The sequence below is a fragment of the Methylomonas sp. DH-1 genome, from assembly GCF_046097555.1.
In the GTDB taxonomy this organism is placed as follows: domain Bacteria; phylum Pseudomonadota; class Gammaproteobacteria; order Methylococcales; family Methylomonadaceae; genus Methylomonas; species Methylomonas koyamae.
In genome coordinates this window covers 4503161-4526627 of record NZ_CP143089.1, presented here as the reverse complement: position 1 = coordinate 4526627, position 23467 = coordinate 4503161, and the positions used below count along the sequence as shown (strand labels likewise).

Annotated in this window: 22 protein-coding genes; 18 read left to right on the top strand and 4 right to left on the bottom strand. The window is 56.7% G+C overall.

Annotated elements, in window-relative coordinates; translation table 11 throughout:
• The 13 genes from tssC to sodB all read left to right on the top strand — a co-directional run bounded on the left by tssC (position 1) and on the right by sodB (position 14646).
• Positions 1–1488: a type VI secretion system contractile sheath large subunit gene (gene tssC / locus VXJ35_RS20690; RefSeq protein WP_064023007.1), complete on the top strand. Its 1488-nt coding sequence runs from the start codon at positions 1–3 to the stop codon at positions 1486–1488.
• Positions 1489–1653: 165 nt separating this feature from the next.
• A complete protein-coding gene (locus VXJ35_RS20685) occupies positions 1654–2136 on the top strand; it encodes a type VI secretion system tube protein Hcp (protein WP_054761039.1) in 483 nt (160 codons plus the stop codon).
• A 60-nt stretch (positions 2137–2196) separates the two neighbouring features.
• The gene (locus VXJ35_RS20680) at positions 2197–3003 is read left to right on the top strand and encodes a type VI secretion system accessory protein TagJ (RefSeq protein ID WP_064023006.1); all 807 of its coding nucleotides are present in this window, start codon (positions 2197–2199) and stop codon (positions 3001–3003) included.
• Positions 3003–3503 (top strand): type VI secretion system baseplate subunit TssE, encoded by a 501-nt coding sequence (tssE, locus tag VXJ35_RS20675; protein ID WP_064023005.1) that lies wholly within the window; start codon positions 3003–3005, stop codon positions 3501–3503. The genes VXJ35_RS20680 and tssE overlap by 1 nt, the downstream gene beginning before the upstream one ends.
• Before the next feature lie 6 nt (positions 3504–3509).
• Positions 3510–5396 (top strand): type VI secretion system baseplate subunit TssF, encoded by a 1887-nt coding sequence (gene tssF / locus VXJ35_RS20670; protein ID WP_064023004.1) that lies wholly within the window; start codon positions 3510–3512, stop codon positions 5394–5396.
• Positions 5378–6433 (top strand): type VI secretion system baseplate subunit TssG, encoded by a 1056-nt coding sequence (gene tssG / locus VXJ35_RS20665; protein ID WP_231914797.1) that lies wholly within the window; start codon positions 5378–5380, stop codon positions 6431–6433. The genes tssF and tssG overlap by 19 nt, the downstream gene beginning before the upstream one ends.
• 33 nt (positions 6434–6466) lie before the next feature.
• The gene (gene tssH / locus VXJ35_RS20660) at positions 6467–9157 is read left to right on the top strand and encodes a type VI secretion system ATPase TssH (RefSeq protein WP_064023002.1); all 2691 of its coding nucleotides are present in this window, start codon (positions 6467–6469) and stop codon (positions 9155–9157) included.
• A gap of 115 nt (positions 9158–9272) precedes the next feature.
• Positions 9273–9875, top strand: a complete 603-nt coding sequence (locus VXJ35_RS20655; protein WP_157198251.1) for a hypothetical protein — start codon at positions 9273–9275, stop codon at positions 9873–9875.
• Between the two features lie 200 nt (positions 9876–10075).
• A complete protein-coding gene (locus VXJ35_RS20650; RefSeq protein WP_054761053.1) occupies positions 10076–10777 on the top strand; it encodes a hypothetical protein in 702 nt (233 codons plus the stop codon).
• Between the two features lie 105 nt (positions 10778–10882).
• Complete coding sequence (locus VXJ35_RS20645; protein ID WP_054761069.1) at positions 10883–11476, top strand: DUF6931 family protein; 594 nt, start codon at positions 10883–10885, stop codon at positions 11474–11476.
• A gap of 8 nt (positions 11477–11484) precedes the next feature.
• Positions 11485–11775 carry a PAAR domain-containing protein gene (locus tag VXJ35_RS20640; protein ID WP_054761055.1) on the top strand — a complete coding sequence of 97 codons (291 nt, stop codon included), beginning with the start codon at positions 11485–11487 and terminating at the stop codon, positions 11773–11775.
• A gap of 44 nt (positions 11776–11819) precedes the next feature.
• Entirely contained in the window at positions 11820–13814 is a 1995-nt protein-coding gene (locus tag VXJ35_RS20635; protein ID WP_064023000.1) for a type VI secretion system Vgr family protein, read from the top strand.
• Positions 13815–14064: 250 nt separating this feature from the next.
• A complete protein-coding gene (gene sodB, locus VXJ35_RS20630; protein ID WP_054761057.1) occupies positions 14065–14646 on the top strand; it encodes a superoxide dismutase [Fe] in 582 nt (193 codons plus the stop codon).
• A gap of 453 nt (positions 14647–15099) precedes the next feature.
• Here sodB and VXJ35_RS20625 read toward each other — a convergent pair whose 3' ends face one another.
• Entirely contained in the window at positions 15100–15750 is a 651-nt protein-coding gene (locus tag VXJ35_RS20625) for a glutathione S-transferase family protein (protein WP_064022999.1), read from the bottom strand.
• Between the two features lie 108 nt (positions 15751–15858).
• Between VXJ35_RS20625 and VXJ35_RS20620 the strand changes: the two genes are divergently transcribed.
• Together VXJ35_RS20620 and VXJ35_RS20615 are read left to right on the top strand one after the other, a co-directional pair.
• Entirely contained in the window at positions 15859–16446 is a 588-nt protein-coding gene (locus VXJ35_RS20620) for a TetR/AcrR family transcriptional regulator (RefSeq protein WP_064022998.1), read from the top strand.
• Between the two features lie 55 nt (positions 16447–16501).
• Positions 16502–17977, top strand: coding sequence for a polysaccharide biosynthesis C-terminal domain-containing protein (locus tag VXJ35_RS20615; protein WP_064022997.1), 1476 nt, complete (start codon positions 16502–16504; stop codon positions 17975–17977).
• Here VXJ35_RS20615 and VXJ35_RS20610 read toward each other — a convergent pair.
• The 3 genes from VXJ35_RS20610 to ribF are packed head-to-tail and all read right to left on the bottom strand — an operon-like array spanning position 17974 to position 19990.
• Positions 17974–18837, bottom strand: a complete 864-nt coding sequence (locus VXJ35_RS20610) for an HDOD domain-containing protein (protein WP_064022996.1) — start codon at positions 18835–18837, stop codon at positions 17974–17976. The two genes, VXJ35_RS20615 and VXJ35_RS20610, sit on opposite strands and share 4 nt — an antisense overlap.
• Positions 18834–19052, bottom strand: coding sequence for a DUF1289 domain-containing protein (locus tag VXJ35_RS20605; RefSeq protein ID WP_197495912.1), 219 nt, complete (start codon positions 19050–19052; stop codon positions 18834–18836). The genes VXJ35_RS20610 and VXJ35_RS20605 overlap by 4 nt, the downstream gene beginning before the upstream one ends.
• 11 nt (positions 19053–19063) lie before the next feature.
• Positions 19064–19990 carry a bifunctional riboflavin kinase/FAD synthetase gene (gene ribF, locus VXJ35_RS20600; protein ID WP_064022994.1) on the bottom strand — a complete coding sequence of 309 codons (927 nt, stop codon included), beginning with the start codon at positions 19988–19990 and terminating at the stop codon, positions 19064–19066.
• 165 nt (positions 19991–20155) lie between these two features.
• On the opposite strand from ribF, the gene VXJ35_RS20595 reads away from it, so the two are divergent.
• The 3 genes from VXJ35_RS20595 (at position 20156) to VXJ35_RS20585 (ending at position 23464) form a co-directional block, all read left to right on the top strand.
• Positions 20156–20773, top strand: a complete 618-nt coding sequence (locus VXJ35_RS20595; protein WP_064022993.1) for a hypothetical protein — start codon at positions 20156–20158, stop codon at positions 20771–20773.
• Between the two features lie 232 nt (positions 20774–21005).
• Complete coding sequence (locus VXJ35_RS20590) at positions 21006–21947, top strand: NADH:ubiquinone oxidoreductase (protein WP_064022992.1); 942 nt, start codon at positions 21006–21008, stop codon at positions 21945–21947.
• On the top strand, positions 21947–23464 hold the full coding sequence (locus tag VXJ35_RS20585) for a nickel-dependent hydrogenase large subunit (protein ID WP_064022991.1): 1518 nt from the start codon (positions 21947–21949) through the stop codon (positions 23462–23464). The genes VXJ35_RS20590 and VXJ35_RS20585 overlap by 1 nt, the downstream gene beginning before the upstream one ends.
• Positions 23465–23467: the final 3 nt, after the last annotated feature.

Below are 23467 nucleotides of genomic sequence, written 5' to 3'. Positions count from 1 at the left end.
ATGGCAGAATTAGAATCGCAAAGCGCGCAAGGGGCAACCCAAACCCTGGAGTTCGACGATTTTTCCGCCTTGCTGGCCAAGGAGTTCAAACCGGGTACCGAGGCGGCGAATCAAGTCAACACCGCCGTAGCGACACTGGCCCAATACGCCTTGAAGGACGTCACCAAAATTTCGGACGATGCCATAAAGTCGATCCAGTCCATCATCGCCAGTCTCGACCAAAAAATCACCGAACAATTGAATCTGGTTCTGCACCACCCCGACTTTCAAAAATTGGAAGGGGCCTGGCGCGGCTTGCACTATTTGGTGAACAACACCGAAACCGACGAGATGTTAAAAATCAAGGTGTTGAACATTTCGAAAAACGAACTGGGCAAAACCCTGAAAAAATTCAAGGGTACCGCCTGGGACCAAAGCCCGCTGTTCAAAAAGCTGTACGAAGAAGAATACGGCACTTTCGGCGGCGAACCTTTCGGCTGCTTGGTCGGCGATTACCATTTCGACCACAGTCCGCAGGACGTCGAATTGTTGGGCGAGATGGCGAAAATCAGCGCCTCCGCGCATACGCCGTTCATTTCCGGGGTGGCGCCGTCGGTGCTGCAAATGGAAAGCTGGTCGGAATTGGCCAATCCGCGCGATTTGACCAAAATTTTCCAGACGCCGGAATACGCCGCTTGGCGTTCGTTGCGCGAATCGGAAGACTCCCGCTATATCGGATTGGCAATGCCGCGCTTCCTGAGCCGCTTGCCTTACGGTTCCAAAACCGACCCGGTCGAGGAATTCGATTTCGAGGAGGATACTTCCGGAGCCGACAGCAGCAAATACACTTGGTCCAACGCGGCCTATGCGATGGCGGTTAACATCAACCGTTCGTTCAAATACTACGGCTGGTGCTCGCAGATTCGCGGCGTCGAGTCGGGCGGGGCGGTGGAAGGCTTGCCGGTGCATTCATTTCCGACCGATGACGGCGGCGTCGATATGAAGTGTCCGACCGAGATTGCAATTACCGACCGCCGCGAAGCGGAGCTGGCAAAAAGCGGTTTCATGCCGTTGTTGCATAAGAAAAATACCGACTTTGCCGCGTTCATCGGGGCGCAATCTTTGCAAAAACCGGCCGAATACGAAGATCCGGACGCAACCGCCAACGCCAACTTGGCCGCGCGCCTACCTTACCTGTTCGCGACCTGCCGTTTCGCCCATTATTTGAAATGCATCGTTCGCGACAAAATCGGTTCTTTCAAGGAAAGGGAGGATATGGAATCTTGGTTGAATACCTGGATCAGCCAATACGTGTTGACCAATCCGGCCGTCGCCACCGAGAAGGACAAAGCCAGACGGCCTTTGGCCGGCGCCGAAGTGGTGGTCGAGGAAGTGGAAGGTAATCCCGGTTATTACCAATCCAAGTTTTTCCTGCGGCCGCATTACCAATTGGAAGGTTTGACGGTGTCTTTGCGCCTGACCTCCAAATTGCCGTCGCAGAAAGGATAAATAGCGTTATTCGATCATGCCGGATGCCGTTCGGTTGGCAATGCCGGGCATTCGGCCCGCCGCGGCAAGCGGCAAGAAATTTTATAAATCCCGGATCGCCGGGACCTATAAATCCCGGGTGGCATACCCGTTTGTTTTAATGACCAAAGTGGAAAGGAGAGCAGTATGATTTTATTGAAATTTGCAACCGAAATTAAAGGCGATAGCACCGTCGAGGGCCACGCCGATTGGATCACGATCGATTCGCTGCAATGGGGCGTCGGCCGTGCGATCAGCACCAGCGGTGCCGGTAAAGACCGGGATACCAGCAATCCGTCTTTTTCGGAAGTGACCCTGACCAAAAGCATGGACGTTGCGTCCGTGGACTTGTGGATGCAGGCCATTTGCGGCAAGAGCTTGGGCACTGCGACGATTCATTTCATTCAAACCGCAGGCGCCGATACCAAACAGCAAGTCTATTTGGAAATCGAGCTGTCGGAAGCCATCGTCAGCGGCTACAGCCAAAGCAGCGGCGGCGAACGTCCCTCTGAATCGCTTTCCATCAACTTCAACCAGGCCAAAATGAAGTACAGCACCTTCGGCGAAGGCAAGTCGGCCACCGCCGGTGCATTCAAAGGCTGGGATTTGAAGAAAAACCAAGCGCTTTAATCGCCGTCCCCGGTGGCGTTCACGTTGCCGGGGATATCTTTCCGACCTATTGGAGAAGTCATGCTCACTGTTTCGCAACTGATCGCAAACGGAGAATTGGAGCCCGCGTTGCAGCAAACTCAGCAACAGATTCGGCAGAGTCCGGCGGACGCCAAACTGCGGGTTTTATTGTTCCAGTTGTATTGCATATCGGGCCTGTGGGACAAAGCCCTCAATCAACTCAACGTGTTGCGCGATCTGGATGCATCCACTCTGCTGATGGTCAGTACCTACGAACAGGTCTTACAGTGCGAGGCCTTACGCAAGGAAGTGTTTGCCGGCCGTAAGACGCCGCTGGTTTTCGGCCAACCGCAGGAGTGGATGGCCCTGATGCTGGAGGCTTTGAAACTGGAAAGCGACGGCAACCACCCGCAGGCAGCGGAATTGCGCAATCTCGCCATGCAACAGGCGCCGGCTACGCCCGGTTCCATCGACGGTACCCCGTTCGCCTGGATCGCGGACGCCGACGTTCGGCTCGGCCCCTGTCTGGAAGCCATTATCAACGGCCGCTATTATTGGATTCCCTTCATGCAAATCAGCAAGATTCAGTTGGAACAACCGACCGACTTGCGCGATTTGGTCTGGCTCCCCGCCCATTTCACCTGGATTAACGGCGGCGAAGCCGAAGGCTTTATCCCGTCGCGTTATCCCGGTTCGGAACTGGCCGACGATGCGCGGATTCGCCTGTCGCGGCTGACCGACTGGCAACCGGTGGCGGCAGATACCGCACACGGCCTTGGCCAGCGTTTATTGGCAACCGATGTCGACGATTATGCGCTGTTGGATGTGCGCAGCATCGAACTGGCCGGCGTAGCGGAACCGCAGTAATGGCCGATTTGCTTCACTCCGAGCGCTTGCAGCCGTCCTTATTGGACCGACTGACCGACGATGCGCCGGAGAACCAAAAAGAAAGCCGCGAACAACGCGTCATGTCGATGCGTCAACTCCGGCAAAGCGTACTACGCGATTTAAGCTGGCTGCTGAACACGGCGGCTTTGGAAAGCATGACCGATCTTGCCGATTACCCGTTCGTGGCGAATTCGGTGTTGAACTTCGGCTCGCCGGTGTTTTCCGGCGTTTCGGTAACCGGCATCGATGCCAAACAGATCCAGAGAAAGGTTAAGCAGGCGATAGCCAGTTTCGAACCGCGCATCTTGCCGGATTCGCTGTCGGTGGAGCTGGTGAAGGACGACGAGCAGATGAGTAACAAAGCCCTGTCTTTTACCATCGAAGGCGATCTATGGGCGCAGCCGTTGCCGATTCATTTGTTTATCCGCAGCGACCTCGATCTGGAGACCGGGGAAATGACCATTCAGGAATTGGATTGAGCGGCCATGGATCCGAAACTGCTGAAATATTACAACCGCGAATTGCAATACGTCCGGGAAGTCGGCGCCGAATTCGCTGCCGAATTTCCGAAGATCGCCGGCCGGCTGGGCCTGGATACCTTCGAGTGTTCCGATCCTTATGTCGAGCGGTTGTTCGAGGGCTTTGCCTTCATGGCGGCACGGGTACAGCTCAAAGTCGACGCCGAATTTCCGAATTTCACCCAGCAACTGCTGCAAATCGTTTATCCGCATTATTTGTCGGCGACGCCGTCGATGGCAGTGGTGGAATTCAAGCCGGATTTCGCCGAAGCGGCGTTGGCGGAAGGATTGACCATTCCGCGGGATACGGTGTTGCGCAGTTTGATCGCTAAAGGCGAACAAACCGCATGCGAATACAGGACTTCGCAAGCGGTGCAACTTTGGCCGCTGCAACTGGCGCAATTGGAATATCTGCCCAGTTTGGCGGCCATTTCCAGCAGCGGCTTGGCGCCCGGCAAGTATCCGCCGACGGTCAAGGCGGCATTCCGTATCGTGTTGCGTACGGTCGGCGGCATTAAATTCAGCAAGATGCCGCTGCAAAGTTTGCCGTTGTTTTTGCGCGGTTCCGGCAATATTCCTTACCGCTTGTACGAGCAGTTTCTGGCCAACGCGGTCGGTTTGGCCGGCAAGTTCAAAGCCGGCGCATCCCATGTTTTCGAATATGCTAACGGTCGGGTGGCGCACGGCATGGGCTTCAATCAGGACGAAGCGCTGCTCAGGCAAACGCCGCGCTCGTTCGACGGTTACCGGATCTTGCAGGAATATTTCGCCTTTCCGGAGCGCTACCTGTTCGTCGAGCTGGAGCGGCTGAACCAGTTGACGGCGGTTTGCGACAGCGAGGAACTGGAACTGTTCGTGCTGTTGGACCGCAGCGATTTGCAACTGGTCAATGCGCTGGACCAGAACAATTTGGCGCTGTTTTGCGCGCCGGCCATCAATTTGTTCCCGAAGCGCGCCGACCGGATCCACGTCGACCACCGCCAGTCCGAATACCATTTGGTAGTCGACCGCAGCCGGCCGATGGACTACGAGGTGTACAGCGTTAACGAGGTTTGCGGTTACGGCAACGACCAGGCCGGCGAACAGGCATTTCTACCGTTCTACGGTTCCAAGTCGGCTTACCAGAACCAAACGGAAACCGCGTTTTACGCCCTCCGCCGGACCAAGCGGGTGTTGTCGTCCAAACAGCGGCGTAAAGGCGTGCGCTCCAGCTACATCGGCAGCGAAGTGTTTATCGCTTTGGTCGACGCGGCCGAGGCCCCGTATTCCACTAAATTGGCGCAGTTGGGCATAGAGACGTTATGTACCAACCGCGATTTGCCGTTGGTAATGCCGGTCGGCTTGGGCGAGACCGACTTTACGCTCCAGATCAGCGCCCCGGTCAAATCGATCCGTTGCATTGCCGGACCGACCCGGCCGTTACCAGCAGCCTATGACTCGGATACGGTGTGGCGCCTGATCAACCATTTATCGCTGAATTATTTGTCCTTGATCGACAGCGACCAGAAAACCGGCGCCGCCGCGTTGCGCGAATTGTTGGGGCTTTATGCGGAAGGCCGCGAGCCGGCGATCAAAAAACAAATCGAGGGCGTGATTTCGGTCGCTTCGAAAAATGTGGTCCGGCGCATCGATTCGAAAGGACCGATGGTGTTCGGCCGCGGCCTGGAAATTTCGGTATTGCTCGACGAGTCGGCATTCGAGGGTGGCGGTTACTTTTTGATGGGTACCGTGCTGGAGCAATTTTTTGCCCGCTACGTGTCGATCAATTCCTTCGTCGAAACCGCGATTCGTACTACCGATCGCGGCGAAGTGGCCAGATGGCCGGTGAGGATGGGATGTCGGCACACGTTCTGATCGACGAGTTGCAACAAGCCGCTTACCGCTTCGATTTTTTCGAAGCCTTGCGCTTGATCGAAACCCTGCATCCAGACAAACCGCGCCTGGGCGAAAGCCTTAAGGCAGGGGACGATGCGATTCGCTTGTCGCAGGAGCCCGAGCTGGAGTTTCCGGCGTCCGCCGTTTCGGCCTACGTTGCGGCGGGAGGCAAATCCGCGACGCCGCGCCTGGCGGTGAACTTTATGGGGCTGTTCGGCCCGCACGGCCCGTTGCCGTTGCATTTGACCGAATATGCCCGACAACGTGCTCGCCACCATCACGATCCGACCCTGGCCCGGTTTGCCGATGTGTTTCACCATCGCATGATCAGCCTGTTTTACCGGGCTTGGGCCAACGCTCGGCCGGAAGTGCATTACGATCGGCCGCAAACCGACCGCTTCGCTTTTTACGTCGGTAGCTTGTTGGGGGTTGCCGGAGAGGCTTTCCAGCAGCGGGATGCGCTGGCGGATCGGGCGAAACTGTTTTACGCCGGCCACTTTTCCGCCCAAACCAAGCATCCGGACGGATTGCGCGCGGTGATCGCCGATGTGCTGGGGCTGGGGGGCAGAATCGAAGAATTCGTCGGCGAATGGATGGATATTCAGCCGTCGGAACAAACTCGATTGGGTGCCAGTGCCGATATAGCCAGCTTGGGCCAAACCGCCTTATTGGGCGCTTCGGTATGGGGCTGCCAGCACAAATTCAAGGTCGTACTCGGGCCGATGGCGCTGACCGATTATCTGGCGCTGTTACCGGGCGCGGTGTTGTTCGAACAACTGAAAGCCAGTGTGCGCAATTATGTCGGCGACGAATATGTCTGGGATGCACAATTGGTTTTGAAACACTCCGAAGTGCCGGCGGAATTGGCGTTGGGTGTGCCGCAGCAACAGGATAAACGCAGTATGAATGGCTATGCGCAACTGGGCTGGAGTATGTGGCTGGGGCCGCGCCACAGCGAACGCGATGCCGACGATTTATTGCTCGACCCATTTATCGCCGTTGGGGCGAACTGTTAAACCAACCTTAACTTTTGAACAGGAAATGTAGCGATGGCAGAAATTAGCCGAGTCAAGCTGTTTGGGAAATTAAACCGGGTTTGTTACAAAGCCGTCGAAAGCGCAACGGTGTTTTGTAAGCTGCGGGGCAACCCTTATGTCGAATTGGTGCATTGGCTGAGCCAATTGCTGCAATTGCCCGATTCCGACCTGCATCGGGCGATCAAGCATTACGGCCTGGACATGTCGCGGATCGCGAAAGAAGTCACAGAAGCGCTGGACAAATTGCCGCGCGGCTCGACCTCGATTTCCGATTTCTCGCCGCACATCGAAGACAGCGTCGAACGCGGTTGGGTTTACGGCACGCTGTTATTCGGCGAAAACCAGGTGCGTAGCGGCCATTTGCTGGTCGGCATGCTGAAAACCAAAGGCCTGCGCAACGAGCTAATCGGCATTTCCCGCGAATTCGAAAAACTTAAACCGGATAGCCTATCGGACGAGTTGCCAAGCGTAATTGCCGGTTCTCCGGAGGACGGCTTGGCGGCAACCGACGGTACCCACATTGCCGCGACGCCGGGTGAAGCCAGCGGTGCGATGGCGCCGGCGGCGATGGGCAAGCAGGACGCCCTGAAACAGTTCACCGTCGACCTGACCGAACAGGCCCGCCAAGGCAAGATCGATCCTATCGTCGGCCGCGACGAGGAAATCCGCCAGATGATCGACATTCTGATGCGCCGCCGCCAGAACAATCCGATTTTGACCGGCGAGGCCGGCGTCGGCAAGACCGCCGTCGTCGAAGGCTTTGCCTTGAAAATCGTCGCCGGCGACGTACCGCCGTCCTTGCGCGACGTCAGTTTGCGCACCTTGGACGTCGGTTTGCTGCAGGCCGGCGCCAGCATGAAGGGCGAATTCGAAAACCGCCTGCGTCAGGTCATCGAAGAAGTCCAAGCTTCGCCGAAACCCATCATCTTGTTCATCGACGAAGCCCACACCCTGGTCGGCGCCGGCGGTGCGGCCGGCACCGGCGATGCCGCCAATCTGTTGAAGCCGGCGTTGGCGCGCGGCCAATTGCGTACCGTCGCCGCAACAACCTGGGCCGAGTATAAAAAACATATAGAGAAAGACCCTGCCTTGACCCGCCGCTTTCAAGTTGTACAGGTCCACGAACCGGACGAAGCCAAGGCGATCCGGATGATGCGCGGCGTGGTTTCGGTACAGGAAAAACACCACCAAGTGCTGATTTTGGACGAGGCGCTGGAAGCCGCGGTGAAACTGTCGCACCGCTATATTCCGGCCCGGCAACTGCCGGACAAGGCGGTCAGTCTGTTGGATACCGCCTGTGCCCGGGTCGGCGTCAGCCAGCACGCGGTGCCGGCCGAGGTCGACGATTGTCGTAAGCGTATCGAAGCCTTGGAAACCGAACTCGCCATCATCGGCCGCGAAAAAGCTGTCGGTGTCGAAGTGGTCGGCCGCGAAGAGTTGGCCAACGAAAAATTGGCGGCCGAACGCGAGCGCTTGCTGGGTCTGGAGGAGCGCTGGAACGCCGAGAAAGAATTGGTCGGCAAGATTCTGGCGCTCCGGGGTAAATTGCGCTCGGCCGGCCATGCCGTGGATGGCGCGAACGCTACGGCTGACGAATCGGCAACGGAACACGAGGATCGCGATGCCATGCTGACCGAACTTAAATCGCTGCAAGCGCAATTGCACGAACAACAAGGCGAATCGCCGCTGATCCTGCCGACCGTCGACCATCAGGCCGTCGCTGCGGTGGTACAGGATTGGACCGGCATTCCGGTCGGGCGGATGGTCAGAAACGAAATCGAAACCGTGCTGAAATTGGCCGACAATCTGGAGCAGCGCATTATCGGCCAACGCCACGCGCTGGAGATGATCGCCAAACGGATTCAGACCTCGCGCGCAGGTCTCGACAATCCGAATAAACCGATTGGCGTGTTCATGTTGGCCGGTACATCCGGCGTCGGTAAGACCGAAACCGCTCTGGCCTTGGCCGAAGCCTTGTACGGCGGCGAGCAGAACGTCATTACCATCAACATGAGCGAGTACCAGGAAGCGCATACCGTGTCGACATTGAAAGGCGCGCCTCCCGGCTATGTCGGTTATGGCGAGGGCGGCGTATTGACCGAAGCCGTGCGGCGCCGGCCTTACAGCGTCGTGTTGCTGGACGAGGTCGAAAAAGCTCATCCCGACGTGCACGAAATCTTTTTCCAGGTGTTCGACAAGGGCTGGATGGAAGACGGCGAAGGCCGGGTCATCGACTTCAAAAACACGCTGATTTTGTTGACTACCAACGCTGGTACCGACTTGATCGCCAATCTGTGCAAGGACCCGGATCTGATGCCGGAACCGGAAGGCATATCTAAAGCCTTGCGCGAGCCGTTGCTGAAAGTATTTCCGCCGGCCTTGCTGGGCCGTCTGGTCGTGATTCCATACTATCCGCTAAACGACGAAATGATAGGCGCCATCGCCCGCTTGCAATTAAACCGCATCAAAAAACGCGTCGAAGAAACCCACAAAGTGCCGTTTAGCTATGACGACGACGTGATCAAACTGATCGCTAGCCGCTGCACCGAACTGGAAAGCGGCGGCCGGATGATAGACGCGATCCTGACCAACACCGTGTTACCGAAAATCAGCGAGGAGTTTTTGACCCGGATGATGGAAGGGGCGCCGATCGAAAGGGTACAGGTAAAGGTTATGGATGGTGAGTTTGGTTATGAGTTCTAAGCGTGATGTGATGCTTTGAATACTCAACTATTTCGCGTTATCAAATAGATGGGGATTCGTTTTGGCTGTGTTTTTGGGGTAACAAAAAATTTTCTTTGAAAGTGGAGATTTTAAGATGGCTAGAGCAAGAAAATATTCTAAACAAGAGGTCCATGCGATTTTAACTACGAGAGAAGGGCTACTAAGTCCAGTTAGCAACGAACCTAGTCATATTCTAAGTCTGCATGTTGGTGTAAGTGGCTTGCAAATATCTGATCGCTTAATGGGAACTTTAAAGAGCGATAGTACCCACCCCATCATTATGGGGCCTACTGGATCAATTCGGCCTGAGTCTGAACATCGTGAAATTTGGAAGGCTCTTAATCCAGGGATGAACACTCAGCAAGCGAAAAATGCATTCGGTAGTTTTATTGATAACTCAAAAGATAATTCAGGTTCGTTTCTAGACGTACAACAGGCGGTTGTTGTGGGTTGGTTTTTGCTTAATTCTGATGAAGGGCAAGTCGAATTGGCAAAACTGGATGGAGCCTCGAATAGAGTGAAGATTTCTAAATCATTAGATAGATTAGAGTTTGTTAGAGAGAATGCATTTAAAATGAATTTTGCCAGTAAAGATTCGGATATAACTCACTTGGAAGATTTTAGTCAGGCGGTAATGATTGTGGATAAACTTCCAATGGATGGTATCCATGTCCAGACATTATACCCTGTTAGATGAATATCACTTACCCTGGTTAAAGATTTTCGCTGAACATTTTAAATTGAGCTTTTCGCAATTCACTTCATAGGTGATTTTTTCGCTGGGACTACTTATAGCTGGAATCGGAAAAGAATATTTCTAGCGTGTATTGGTTCGTTTGATTTCTTATGTTTTAGAGAAAAAGACCAGTTTTTAATTCACATTTCAAAAGTAATTAGATGGCAACTTGTCTAGACTACGCAAAAATCGCAATAGCTGCTTATTACAAACGCGCCAACCAGTATTACGCCGATCCTCCCGGCCATATGGTCGACGATTGGCAGGTGCAGAAGTGGGAATCGGGGACCTGGTACGGAGACGGTTTTCAAGGCGGTATATGGTGCAACAGCTCGGACGTCGTGGTCGGTTGTTGTGGCACGAATCCGGGGCAAGCGGGAAAGCTATTTTCGGATATCGGGGCCGACCTGAGAATCGGTTTGCGTATTCTACCCAACCAATCTTCGTCGGCGCGGCAAATGCTGAAGGCCGCCAAACAAATTGCCAACGGCAGAAGAATATCGGTGACCGGGCATTCGTTAGGCGGCGGCTTGGCTCAAGTGGTCGGCGTTTGGGAAGGCGTGCCGTTCGTCACCTTTAACGCGCCGGCGATGGCCCAGGTTATCAAAGCAGCCCATGTCAATATCTTCAAGCCGCAAATGATGCTGCGGACCTGGAAATCGAAAAGCGCATCCGATTGCCCCGGCGTCAATTTCCGAATCGCCGGCGATTTGGTCAGTGTCGAGGGGGTGGCGGGCGACCATGTCGGCATGGTTGTGGATTTGCCGAATGCCACCGGCGGCGGTGCGCACGGAAAAGGCAATTGTTGGCAGGCGGTTTTGCAAACGGATTGGGCCAATATAGACCCATTCGAAGCGTTGTGAATCGGGTAGCTAACTCGGCGTGCAACGGTTAAGATTTTTACTTGGCAGATTCGTAATCGCGACAGAGAAAATCCGAAATCAGACACGTTGGAGATGGGAGATAGCATGACAACTGCGGTAAGTTTACGCAAAGTGACGATGCCTACGGCGGCGCAAATTTGCCGGGACATTCAGTTGGAGCCAGAAGCGTTACGTTGTTTGGCCGACGACTTGGCGCCGGCGGCATTTTTGCGCAACCTGATCGAACTCAAACTGTTCCCAGATGCCGTTCGGTTTCTGGCAAGAGCCTTACCCAAGCGGGAAGCAACCTGGTGGGCCTGCATCAGCGCCCGCAGCGTGGTCGGACCGGATACCAAGCCGGAAGTGGTGAAAGCCTTGGAGGCAGCCGAGTTATGGGTATTCAAACCTACCGAACCCAATCGCCGCTTGGCGAATAGCGCCGCCCACGATGCGTCGTTCGAAAATCCGGCTGCCTGGGCGGCGATGGCGGCGTTCTGGAGTGAAGGCAGTATGGCACCGGAAAACGTGCCGGCCGTGCCGCCGGCCGACAATTTGACCGGTAAGGCTGTGGCCGGGGCCGTGATGCTGGCCGCGGTACTGACGCAGCCGGACAAATCCCAGGACAAATACCAGTTCTTTCTGGAGCAAGGCATCGATATCGCCAACGGCGGTAACGGCCGCGTCTGGCAAGCGGCTTAGGGGGGGGGATGGGACAGCCTGCTGCACGCTTGACCGACATGCATGTTTGCCCGATGTTCAACGGACCGGTACCTCACGTCGGCGGGCCGATTTCAGGTCCGGGTGCGGCAACGGTTTTGATCGGCAGTATGCCAGCCGCAAGAGCCACCGACATGGCCGTCTGCGTCGGGCCGCCCGATACCATCGCGATGGGGTCGGCGACGGTATTGATCGGCAATATGCCCGCGGCCCGGATGGGCGACAGTTGCGCCCATGGCGGCACCATTATTGTCGGCTATCCGACGGTATTGATCGGTTGAGCCGCCTGGCTTAGTTATTCAACAGTTTCATTTAGGATTTCGACATGTCCCTCTCTCAAGATCAGCGGGTAGCTAAGGTGACCACGGCACTGGGTGACGGTGTTTTCGTGCTGTATCGGATGACCGGTAGCGAGGCCGTCAGCCGCTTGTTCGAATACCAATTGGAATTGTTGAGCGAAAGCGGAACCGTCGACTTGAAAGCCTTGCTCGGCACCGGCCTGACCGTGGAGTTGGCGTTGGAGAACGGCGGGAGCCGTTGGTTTAACGGTATCGTTACCCGGGTCAATCAACTTGGCATGCTCGGAGATTTGTACAACTATCGGGTCTGGCTGCATCCGAAGGCTTGGTTAATGACCCGATCCAGCAATTGCCGAGTTTTGTCGCCTTCTGTCGGCGAAAACAACCAAGCGGCACCTACTACCGCTTCCGAGATCGTCAAGAGCATACTCGGCAATTACGGCATCGTGCCGACCTTGAATCTGAACGAAACCTACCCCGAACGCGAATTTTGCGTGCAATACCGGGAAACCGACTTCAATCTGGTCAGTCGGTTGATGGAAGAGGAGGGTATCTACTACTACTTCCAGCACCATAACGGCAGTCACACCATGGTGTTATGCGACAACATGCAGGCGCACCAAGCGCTTGCCGGCAATGCCACGGTCAAGTATTACCCGCCCGATAACCAAGGCGTCCGCGACGAAGAGCATATTTTCGACTGGACTTTCAGCCGGCAAATTCAATCCGGCGGTTACTATTTGAACGAATACGATTTCGAAGCAGTCACGTCTGACTTGAAGGTGGCGTCGTTGATTGACGGCGAGCACGCGGAATCCGGCAAGGAAATTTACGATTATCCGGGCGAATATAAAACCGCCACGCAGGGCGAGCGCTACGCTCGCTTGCGCATGGAGCAGGTTCGCTCCGAGCACGAACAGATATTCGCCGGCGGCAATGTCAGAGGATTGGCAACCGGTCTGACCTTTACTCTAGCCGAATATCCCCGCGCCGACCAAAATTGCCAATACATGGTGTTGTCGACCGATATCAGTATCCGCAACAACGGTTTCGATTCCGGCGCCGGCGGCGAAGAAGAGTACCTGTGTACCTATTCGGTGATCAAAACTGCGTATGTTTACCGGCCGCCGCGGTTGACCAGGGTCCCGGTGGTGCAGGGCGTGCAAACCGCTGTCGTGGTAGGAGCGGAGGGCGACGAGATCCTGACCGACCAATATGGCCGAGTCAAAGTCCAGTTCCATTGGGACCGGCTCGGAACTAAAAACGAGAATAGCTCCTGCTGGGTTCGGGTTGCGCAGATTTGGGCCGGTAAAAATTGGGGCAGCATGTTCATACCCCGAGTCGGGCAGGAGGTTGTCGTCGATTTTCTGGAAGGCAACCCGGACAATCCGATCATCACCGGCCGGGTCTATAACAGCGTCAACATGCCGCCTTACGGGCTGGATGCCAACAAGACCCAAAGCGGTATCAAGACGCGCAGCACGCCAAACGGTGAGGCCGGGAACTTCAACGAATTACGCTTCGAAGATAAAAAAGACGAAGAAGAAATCTATATGCAAGCGGAAAAGAACTTTACCCGCATCGTCAAGAACAACGACGTACAGAAAATAGGTTTCGAGAGGGCAGATCCCGGCGACCAAACCATAGATATTTATAACCACCGCACCGTGACGCTGGATCAGGGTAACGACAAGTTGACGGTCAAGACCGGCAATCGTACCGTCGAGATCAAACAAGGTAATGACGAATTGACCGTCAGTTCCGGTAACCGTACAGTTAGTTTAGGATCGGGCAATCTGACGGTAAAGCTGGATAAAGGCGCCATTCTCGAAGAAGCCGAGCAATCGATAGAACTCAGAGTCGGGTCGAGCAGTATCAAGCTCGATCAAAGCGGCGTGACGATCAAAGGCATGACCGTCAAAATCCAAGCCGATACTCAAGCGGAATTGAAAGGCTTGCAGACTTCCGTCAACGGCGACGGCACGTTGACGCTGAAGGGCGGTGTGGTCATGATCAACTGACGCACCACTTCCGACGCCGGTTTTAGCCGATTGGTTACGATCTTATAATGCTTTGATTTTTTAAGGTTTTTGGCTTGCTTGGCTCAATCGGGCGCCGGGATGCGGCCGCGTCCCGGCAAAAAATACTAAGCCATTGAATTAAATGTGCTTTTAAATTCGGAATAATTCTTTATTATAATGCTAGGTAATTAGGTTGGACCCGGTCCGCACCTAGTCACTGCTGCTGTTCAATCAATCTGGAGAATTAAAGATGAGTTTTGAATTACCTGCATTACCGTACGCCAAAGATGCTTTGGCGCCGCACATTTCCGCCGAAACCATCGAATACCACTACGGCAAACACCACCAAACCTACGTGACCAACCTGAACAATCTGGTTCCGGGCACCGAGTTCGAAGGTTTGTCTCTGGAAGAAATCGTCAAAAAATCGTCCGGCGGCGTGTTTAACAACGCAGCGCAAGTCTGGAACCACACTTTCTACTGGAACTGCCTGTCTCCCAACGGCGGCGGCGAACCTACCGGCGGCTTGGCAAACGCGATCGAAAGAAGCTTCGGTTCGTTCGAGAAATTCAAAGAAGAATTCACCAAATGCGCCGTTACCACGTTCGGTTCCGGCTGGGCATGGCTGGTGAAAAACGACAAGGGCGGTCTGGAACTGGTCAGCACCAGCAATGCCGGTTGCCCATTGACCGACGGCAAAACTCCGATTTTGACCTGCGACGTTTGGGAGCACGCCTATTACATCGATTTCCGCAACCTGCGTCCGAAATACTTGGAAGCGTTCTGGGCCTTGGTTAACTGGGAATTCGCCAGCGCCAACTACGAAGCCTAAGCTTTAACCCGGCGCGGACCGGCGTCCTCACAGGCCCGCCCGCGTCGACCCTCGAACCCGGTTTACCGGCGCCAAATTTCCCTTCCATAACCTTTCTCAAGCCGGACGACTAGCGTCGGTCCTGGTTTCGGCTTACCGCTTCAGCCAAACTTTCTCCAAACCGGTCTGTAAAAAATCGTCCGGCCGTAGGGCTTTCTCGGTCAAAAACAACAAGCGTTGTTCCACCAGTTTGATATCGACGAACGGGTAGACGCAGCGGTAAATGAAAGATTTAATTCAGGGCGTGCGGCTCCCGCCTTTTCATCGGCGGGAATAAGCTCGACGGTGAAGCCGTCTTGCCGCGATTCGAGATAGCCAATCCGGCGAAAAATAAACGCCAATTTCCGCACCAGATTCGCGCTAAGGCATACGCCGCCGGCTTCGAATTGCTCGAGTCCGGCGGCTGCGGAACGGTTACTGGTTGGCGAAAAACGCTGCCAGCGCCGTAGCGCGGTCGGCGGCTACGGTTTGCGCATGAGGCCGGCTTTCGATCAGTTGCATATAGCTTTCGATGCCGGGGATATGGCTGTTAACCAAGTTTTCGCCGTAAATTTTTTGGGTGGCGAAACCGACCAGTTGCAGATGCGGCCAGGCGACGACGTCGGCGGCGGTAAACGAATCGCCCAGCGCGTAAGGCGCCAGCTTCAACAATTTGGCCAAGCCGGTCAAACCGGTGTCGAGTTTTTGCCGGACTTCGTCTTTGGTTTCTTGCGACACGCTGCCGCCGAAAAGCGCTTCGGCATACAGGCGGCGGGCAATCAGTTCAACGTTCAGTTCGATATGCTGGATAAACTCGCGGCATTTACCGCGTTCGAAAGCGTCGCCAGGAAACAGCGGGTGTTCAGGAAACGCATCTTCCAGGTATTCCAATATCGCTTGCGATTCGGACAAATAGCCTTCCGGGGTTTTGATGAACGGAACTTTGCCCAGCGGCGACCGTTTCAACACCGCTTCGTTTTGGCTCGGGCGCACCGCTTCTTCGACGAAGGCGATTTCCTTTTCCATCAAGGCCAGTTTGACTTTGTTGTAATAGTTGCTGATTGCTATGCCGTATAAAGTAATCATCGAATTATCTCCATCAAGTAAAAGTGCTTTAAAACAGACCGGTCAGTCTGTTGCAATAATACAGACCGGTCGGTATAGTTTCAACTCCGTTTTTGCAAATAACCGCGTATGGCCCGTAATCTTCAGCAACATATCCTCGACGTCGCTTCGGAGCTGTTTTACAGCCAGGGGATTAAGGCCACCGGCGTCGACGCCATCGTCAAGGCCGCCGGCACGACCAAGATGAGCCTGTATAAATACTTTCCGTCCAAGGATGATTTGGTGGTCGCGCATTTGAGTAAGAGCCGTGTCAAGTTGCAGGGCATCATCGAGGCGGAACTGGCCCAATCCGGCGCCGATCCGCGGCGGAAATTGCTGGCCGTATTCGATGTGTTCGAACGGCTGCAAGCCAGTCCGGCGTTTCGCGGCTGCCCGTTCATCAACGCCTCGGCCGAATTCGCCGACGCCGGCAGCCCGGTGCAGCAGGCGGCGGCCGATTTTTCCGAAGGCTTTCGCCGCTTGTTGGCGACGCTGGCCGCCGAGGCCGGCGCCCGCGACCCCGACAGTCTGGCCAAGCATTTATCCATGCTGATTGCCGGCGCGCTGGTGCGGGAGCAGATGCAGCGAGGCTCGGCGCCGATGCGCTCGGCCCGCGAGGCCGCCGAAGTTTTGATCGGCCATGCCTGTGCGCCGTCCGGTCCCGCCGAACCGGCTTAAACGCATACAATAATCCCACCGGCCGCGCCGCGGCCTTCGTCGACACAATCGATCCATGTCTTTACGCCAACTAGTTTCCCAAACCGCGGTCTACGGCCTGAGCAGCATCGTCGGCCGGTTCCTGAATTACTTGCTGGTGCCGCTTTACACCTATACCTTCGGCACCGGCGAATACGGCGTCGTCTCCGAGTTTTACGCCTATGCCGGATTTTTTGCGGTGTTGTTGGTATTGGGGCTGGAGACCGGCTATTTCCGCTTTCGGCAGCGGCCGGAGTTCGACGGCGAGCGGGTTTACCGTAATGCGTTGAGTCTGTTGCTGCTCGCCAATTTGGCTTTGGTCGGGGCCGTCTGGTACTGGCAAGAGACGTTGGCGGCTTGGTTGCAATACCCGCAGCATCCGGAATATGCGGTCTGGTTTGCCTGGATACTGGCGCTGGATGCGTTGTCGGCCTTGCCGTTCGCCAAACTGCGCGCCGAGAACCGGGCTTGGCGTTTTGCCGGGATTAAAATGGCCGAGATTCTGGTCGCCATCGGCTTGAATTTGCTGTTGTTACTGCTGTGGCCGAAACTCGCGGTGCTGTGGCCGGATAGCGCGATTGCCGGTTACTACGACCCGCAAGTCGGCGTCGGTTATATCTTTATCGCCAATCTGGCGGCCAGTGCCGCTAAGTTGTTGATGTTGTTGCCGCAATTCCGTGCCGTGCCGTTCGGCCTGGAGCGGGCGGTGCTGGCGCCGGTGCTGCGCTATTCGCTGCCGATGATCGTGATCGGTCTGGCCGGTATGGTCAACGAGATGCTGGACCGGGCGATATTGAAGCAACTGTTGCCGTACGATCTGCAAACCAATCTGCAGCAGTTGGGCATCTACGGCGCCTGTTACAAGTTATCGATCTTGATGACGCTGTTCGTGCAAGCCTTTCGCTATGCCGGCGAACCTTTTTTCTTCTCTTACGCCGGCCGGGCCGACGCCAAACGCGCCTATGCGCTGGTGATGCAGTATTTCGTCATCGCCGGCGTGTCGATTTTTTTATTGGTGGCCTTATTCATCGACCTGTTTAAATATTTTATCGGCGCCGAATTTCGCGAGGGCTTGGTCGTCGTGCCGATTCTATTGATCGCGAATTTGTTGCTCGGCATCTACGTCAATCTATCGGTTTGGTACAAACTCAGCGACCGCACCGGGCTGGGCGCCTGGGTGTCGTTGGCCGGTGCCGGCGTCACCGTGGCGTTGAATATCCTGCTGATTCCGCAGTACGGCTATATCGGCGCCGCCTGGGCCACGCTGGTTTGCTACGGGTTTATGGTTCTGCTGTCGTGGGGCTTGGGCCGGATTTACTATCCGGTCGATTACCCTCTGGCCAAGATCGGGTTTTACTTCGCGTTGGGTTTGAGCCTGTATTTCGCCGACCGTTACGCGGTGGCGCAGTACCGATGGGACGTCTGGCTCTGCGGCAGTTTCGGCATGCTGATTTATCTGGCGCTAGCCTACCGGCTGGATCTGCAGCCGGTGCTGCGCAAGCGGCGTAATTAACGGGTCAAGCCGCCGAGGACGTTGTCGGCGATGTCCTGGTGCAGTTCGGCGAAGTCTTGCTCGCTAAGGCCGACAAAGTTCAGGATCAGGTCTTGGATTTCCAGCCATTCGTAATCGGGCTGGTAGCCCCAAAACAACTTATCGATATGCTCGGCCATTTTCAGGATAGCCAGCAGACTCAATTCGCTGGGATCGCCGCGGTCGCGCGCGGCGAAGCGCTCCTTGACCTGGTGGTGGTCGCGGATCACATTGGCGATGCGTTTATCCAGGCCCCAGGCTCTGGCCAGATAATAACCGAGTACGGCGTGCTCAACCTGGTATTGGCGGTCTTCGGCGGCGCAGATCGACTGGTCCGCCGCGTTGATGTGTTGCGACATGAACTCGGCATAGCCGGCAAAGTGCTGGGTCAGCAAAGGGTGGCCGGCGTTATGGAACAAGCCGAGCATGTAGGCCTCGTCCGGCCGCGAATAAAACACCGCGCGGGCGATCGCGGCCGCTGCCATCGCCACGTTCAGCGGCGAATCCCAAAAATTGGGCGGATTGGCGCCTTCTGTCTCTTCGAACACCCGCCGCAACGCCAGGCCGGCCACGATATTGACGATATTGCGCAGGCCGAACAGCGAGGTGGCGTGTTGGATCGACACGGCTTTGGTGCGTAAGCCGAAATACGGCGAATTGACGCTGCGCAATACCAGCGCCGACAAGCCGATGTCCTGCGCCAGTATCTCGGCGACCGTCTCCAGCTCGGGCTCGTCTTTCTGCAATTCCTTGTGCAGCTTATCCAATACGTGCGGCGCCGGCGGGATTTTGATGTTTTTTAAAGCTTTGCGGACCAATTCGTCTTCGGCATCCTCTGTCATTGCGGCGATGGGTCCTTGTTCGTTAAAAAAAGCGGGGAGGGGCGGGATTGGCGCCGCGCTGCCGCCCGGTGCAATATTTGCTCGCGGCTGGCGTTATCGGCGTTGCTCCAGTTGCGGATCTCGTCCAGCGAGCGGAAACAGCCCAGACAGATGTCGCTGTCGTCCAGGCAGCAATTTCGGATGCAAGGGGACGGAACGGGGGTATTGTCGAGCATCGTCTCAGCCTTCATCCGAAAAACCGTTGGGCTTGCGCCACATCCAGGCCGATTTGCCGCTTCAGTGCGTCCAGCGAGTCGAAGCGGATTTCGTCGCGCAGCTTGTGTTTGAAATGTACTTCGACGTAATGGCCGTAGATGTCCTTATTGAAGTTGAACAAATGCGTCTCCAGTACCACTTTGGCGCCGCCGTCCACGGTCGGCCGCGAGCCGACGTTGGCGACGCCCTGGTATTCCTTGCCGTCCAGTCCGGTCATCGTCACTGCGTAGACGCCGACGATCGGCGTATTCTTGCGTTGCATGCGCACGTTGGCGGTTGGAAAACCCAGCTCGCGGCCGCGCTTGTCGCCGTGGGCGACCCGGCCGCAGACCGAATAATCCCGGCCCAGCATCAGTTTGGCCTGGGCCAGGTCGCCTTCGCCCAGCGCGTCGCGGATCAAGGTGCTGCTGACCCGCAGCCCCGCCAGCTCGAAGGAATGGCTATCTTCCACGCTAAAGCCGTACGTTTCGCCGCGATGCTGCAATAGCGCGAAATTGCCGCGGCGGGCCTTGCCGAAATGGAAGTCGTCGCCGACCACCAAATGCTTGACGTTCAGCCGGCGGACCAGGATGTCGGCGATGAATTGCTCGGCGTCGCAATCGGCCAGGCTGCGCTTGAACGGCATCACCAATAATTCGTCGATCGGCAGTTTGGCGAATTGGATGGCTTTCTCGCGTAAGCGGGTCAAGCGGGAAGGCGCGTGGTCGGCCAAAAAATATTCCAGCGGTTGCGGTTCGAACACCATCGCCACGGTCGGCAGTTGCAGCCGGCGGCCGTGCTCGGCCAGTTTTTCGATCACCAGGCGGTGGCCCAAATGCAGGCCGTCGAAATTGCCGATCGTCAAGACACAGCCGTTGCGCAACGGGTCGAGATGGTTCAGCCCACGGATTAGACGCATGATCGCAAACGAGTCAAAAGGCCTATTCTACCAGCATGCACCGGTGCCGGCCTACATCGCTTGGGCCGCTTGTCTGCCTGCAACGGCAGCGGTTTGCGCCGCGCTGGCTTTTCGGAGGCTTGCGGCTAGACTTGAACCACCTTAACCAATTTCCGGGGCTTCCGAATGGCTACCAAACCGACCAATACCTTGTACAACCACAACTCGACCGCCAAGCCGAGCGTGATCAGTAAGAATCTGTTATCGGGTGACGTCAAAGACGAAGATTGCCCCTGGGTTCAGGTCGGCCAGCTATACCTGTCGGTGACGATAACCGGCGAAAACTCCTGGCTGCCGCTAGTCGCGTTGTTGCGCTCTCAAGGCCACAAACATTTCAAAGTGTTTTCCGGGCGCCACGGCGACATCCCGAATATCGTCGATAGAAAGGGTATGACGCTGAACGTTTTTGCCAAAGAGCATATCGACGAGGACAACCGGGTCAGAGCCAAGGCGCTGAAAGAGTTTACCGATATCACGGTCGACATCATCGATACCCAGCAAAGCAAAACCGATCAGGCTAAATGGCTGCAAGAAGAAACCCAAAAACACCTGAAATCGAATATCCCGGTGATTTATGCCTGGTGTTATTCGCTGTTTACGATGTGCGAATTCAGTATGCCGGCGGTTGGCGACTCGTTGAAACTGTACGAGAAAGTGGAATACGTCAACGCCCAGAATACCGAATTGAACAAAACCATCGCCGAACTGGTGCTGACCTATTTTCCTTGGGTCCTGAAGGGCTAGCGCCGGCAGCCATGCCGGCAAATTAAGCCGTCTTTCCGGCGGGCGCTGCTGCGTTTTGTCGCCGCCGGCAAAATTCTTAAGCGCGATAGCGGCCCCGGCAAGGTTCGGATAGTGCCGGCCAAGGCTGCGAGCGCTTTTTGTAGGCCTGCTCGTCGGCGCCGTTGCGTTTCCGTTGGCGCTCAAATGCCCGATTTATTAAGATGGGTCTTTGAAATCGGGCTGGAGGCGAACGATGGCTACATTATTCTGGTTGCAGACCGGCGCCTGCGGCGGCGATTCTTTGGCTATTTTGTCGGCCGAAACGCCGAGCTTGGAGCAGTTGTTGACCGACCACGGCGTCGAACTCCTCTGGCACCCCTCGCTATCCCACCAGCCAATGCGCCAGCACGATGCGATCTACCAGCGCATCGCCAGCGGCGAGCAAACGCTGGATATTTTATGTGTGGAAGGCAGTATCGTCACGGCGCCGCGCGGTACCGGACTGTACGACAGCTACCGCGGCCGAGCGAAAATGGAGATGGTGCGCGAATTGGCGCAACAGGCCGGCGTCGTGGTGGCAATGGGCACCTGCGCCGCGTTCGGCGGCGTGCATGCGGCGGCGCCCAATCCCAGCGACTGTACCGGCTTGCAATTCGACCGCGACCGGCCGGGCGGTTTGCTGCCGCCGGAATGGCGCTCCCGGCGCGGTTTACCGGTAGTCAACGTTGCCGGCTGCCCGGCCCATCCGCATACGATGACGCAAACCCTGGCCGGTCTGGCCGCCGGATGGCCGCTGCCGTTGGACGGTTTGAACCGGCCGCAGGCGTTTTTCAACACCATCGTCCATCAAGGCTGCACCCGCAACGAATACCACGAATACGACATTGAGGAACTGGAGCCCGGCGGCCGCGCCTGTCTGTTTTTCAATTTGGGTTGCCAGGGGCCGATGACGCAAGCGGTTTGCAACAGCGACCTGTGGAACGGCGTCAGCAGCAAGACCCGGGCCGGCGTGCCGTGCTTCGGTTGCACGTCGCCGACCTTTCCGCGCGAAGCCGATTTGTTCAGTACCCCGAAAATCGGCGATATTCCGGTGCGGCTCCCGCTCGGAGTCGAGCGCGCCCGCTACATGGCCTACAAAAATCTGGCGCGGGCCGCGGCGCCGGCCCGGGTGCGCGATAAAAAGATGGACGTCTGATGGCTAGAGTCGAGCTCAATCTGAGTCTGAACCGGGTCGAAGGCGATCTGGAAATTGCCGTGGTGTTGGAGGACGGCGTCGTCGCGGAAGCCCGCACCGTCGGCACGCTGTACCGCGGTTTCGAACAAATCATGCTGGGCCGGGCGCCGCGCGATAGCTTGGTGATCACGCCGCGGGTTTGCGGCATTTGCGGCACGGCGCATCTTTATTCGGCGGTGCTGGCGCTGGAGCAAATCTGGCAGGTGCCGGTGCCGCCCAATGCGGTGCGGATCCGCAACCTGTGCCTGATCGCCGAGGGCATACAAAACGACCTGCGCCAGACCTTTCTGTTTTTCGCGCCGGATTTTTGCAATCCGCGTTACCGGGACCGGGCCTGGTTTGCCGAGTTGACCGAGCGTTTCGAACCGTTCCGCGGCTCGATTTATCGGCAGACTCTGGCCCAAAGCCGCAAGGCGGTCGAGATCGTCGCCCAATTCGGCGGGCAATGGCCGCATTCCTCCTACATGCTGCCGGGCGGCGTCACGATACCGCCCGATTTGCGGCGGATTTTGGCCTGCCGCGCGGTGTTGGACGATATCCAGCATTGGTACGAACAGGTTATCGTCGGTGCGCCGCTCGACGAATGGTTGGCGTTGGACAGTGCCGATGCCTATTTCGAATGGCTGGAAACGCCGGCCCATGCCGATAGCGCGCTCGGCTTGTTGAGCCGTTGCGCCCGCTCGCTCGGGTTGCACGGCATGGCGGCCGGGACCCGGCACATGTTGAGTTTCGGCGCGTGGTGCGATCCGCAGCAGGCGTCGGGCCGGCTGCTGCCGGGCGGCTTCTACGACGGCGACAGCGCCACGCAGAGCCCCTTTGACCAACAATTGGTCAACGAACACGTGCGCCACTCCTGGTTTCGGCCTTACCCGGGCGGCCGGCATCCGCTGAACGGCGAAACGGTGCCGGATTTTCAGCCCAACAGCGACCGCTATACCTGGGCCAAGGCGCCGCGCTACGGCGACAAGGCGGTGCAGACCGGGCCGCTGGCGGAACTGCTGATCGGCGGCGATGCGCTGATTCGGTCGCTGCATGCGACGGAAGGCGGCAATGCCTGGCTGCGCCAGTTCGCCAGAGTGCGCCGCATCGCTTACGAATTGGCGGGAGCCCGGCGCATGTTGGAAGAATTGGCTGCCGACATCGGCCAGCCGCATATCCTGAATCCGGCAAAATCCGCCGAAATCGACGGCGAAGGTTTCGGCCTTATCATGGCTGCCCGCGGCGCGTTGGGCCACTGGCTGAAAATCGAAGACGGCGTCATCGCCCAATACCAAATCGTCACGCCCACCGCCTGGAACGCGTCGCCGCGCGACAGTAACGGCCTGCCCGGCCACTGGGAGCAGAGTCTGGTCGGCGTGGCGGTGCAGGACCCCGACGATCCGATAGAAATCGGCCATATCATCCGTTCCCACGATCCCTGCCTGGTCTGTACCGTGCATATGTTGGACAGCGGAAAAAAGTTGCGTTTCGCGCCTTGATTC

What these genes read in the sequence shown, in the direction of transcription:
- VXJ35_RS20650 (WP_054761053.1), top strand. Translation starts at nt 10,076, where the DNA reads ATGGCAACTTGTCTAGACTACGCAAAAATCGCAATAGCTGCTTATTAC.
- VXJ35_RS20590 (WP_064022992.1), top strand. Translation starts at nt 21,006, where the DNA reads ATGGCTACATTATTCTGGTTGCAGACCGGCGCCTGCGGCGGCGATTCT.
- VXJ35_RS20685 (WP_054761039.1), top strand. Translation starts at nt 1,654, where the DNA reads ATGATTTTATTGAAATTTGCAACCGAAATTAAAGGCGATAGCACCGTC.
- VXJ35_RS20645 (WP_054761069.1), top strand. Translation starts at nt 10,883, where the DNA reads ATGACAACTGCGGTAAGTTTACGCAAAGTGACGATGCCTACGGCGGCG.
- tssC (WP_064023007.1), top strand. Translation starts at nt 1, where the DNA reads ATGGCAGAATTAGAATCGCAAAGCGCGCAAGGGGCAACCCAAACCCTG.
- tssH (WP_064023002.1), top strand. Translation starts at nt 6,467, where the DNA reads ATGGCAGAAATTAGCCGAGTCAAGCTGTTTGGGAAATTAAACCGGGTT.
- tssE (WP_064023005.1), top strand. Translation starts at nt 3,003, where the DNA reads ATGGCCGATTTGCTTCACTCCGAGCGCTTGCAGCCGTCCTTATTGGAC.
- VXJ35_RS20635 (WP_064023000.1), top strand. Translation starts at nt 11,820, where the DNA reads ATGTCCCTCTCTCAAGATCAGCGGGTAGCTAAGGTGACCACGGCACTG.
- tssG (WP_231914797.1), top strand. Translation starts at nt 5,378, where the DNA reads ATGTCGGCACACGTTCTGATCGACGAGTTGCAACAAGCCGCTTACCGC.
- VXJ35_RS20585 (WP_064022991.1), top strand. Translation starts at nt 21,947, where the DNA reads ATGGCTAGAGTCGAGCTCAATCTGAGTCTGAACCGGGTCGAAGGCGAT.
- VXJ35_RS20640 (WP_054761055.1), top strand. Translation starts at nt 11,485, where the DNA reads ATGGGACAGCCTGCTGCACGCTTGACCGACATGCATGTTTGCCCGATG.
- VXJ35_RS20595 (WP_064022993.1), top strand. Translation starts at nt 20,156, where the DNA reads ATGGCTACCAAACCGACCAATACCTTGTACAACCACAACTCGACCGCC.
- VXJ35_RS20620 (WP_064022998.1), top strand. Translation starts at nt 15,859, where the DNA reads ATGGCCCGTAATCTTCAGCAACATATCCTCGACGTCGCTTCGGAGCTG.
- tssF (WP_064023004.1), top strand. Translation starts at nt 3,510, where the DNA reads ATGGATCCGAAACTGCTGAAATATTACAACCGCGAATTGCAATACGTC.
- ribF (WP_064022994.1), bottom strand. Translation starts at nt 19,990, where the DNA reads ATGCGTCTAATCCGTGGGCTGAACCATCTCGACCCGTTGCGCAACGGC.
- sodB (WP_054761057.1), top strand. Translation starts at nt 14,065, where the DNA reads ATGAGTTTTGAATTACCTGCATTACCGTACGCCAAAGATGCTTTGGCG.
- VXJ35_RS20655 (WP_157198251.1), top strand. Translation starts at nt 9,273, where the DNA reads ATGGCTAGAGCAAGAAAATATTCTAAACAAGAGGTCCATGCGATTTTA.
- VXJ35_RS20680 (WP_064023006.1), top strand. Translation starts at nt 2,197, where the DNA reads ATGCTCACTGTTTCGCAACTGATCGCAAACGGAGAATTGGAGCCCGCG.
- VXJ35_RS20625 (WP_064022999.1), bottom strand. Translation starts at nt 15,750, where the DNA reads ATGATTACTTTATACGGCATAGCAATCAGCAACTATTACAACAAAGTC.
- VXJ35_RS20610 (WP_064022996.1), bottom strand. Translation starts at nt 18,837, where the DNA reads ATGACAGAGGATGCCGAAGACGAATTGGTCCGCAAAGCTTTAAAAAAC.
- VXJ35_RS20605 (WP_197495912.1), bottom strand. Translation starts at nt 19,052, where the DNA reads ATGCTCGACAATACCCCCGTTCCGTCCCCTTGCATCCGAAATTGCTGC.
- VXJ35_RS20615 (WP_064022997.1), top strand. Translation starts at nt 16,502, where the DNA reads ATGTCTTTACGCCAACTAGTTTCCCAAACCGCGGTCTACGGCCTGAGC.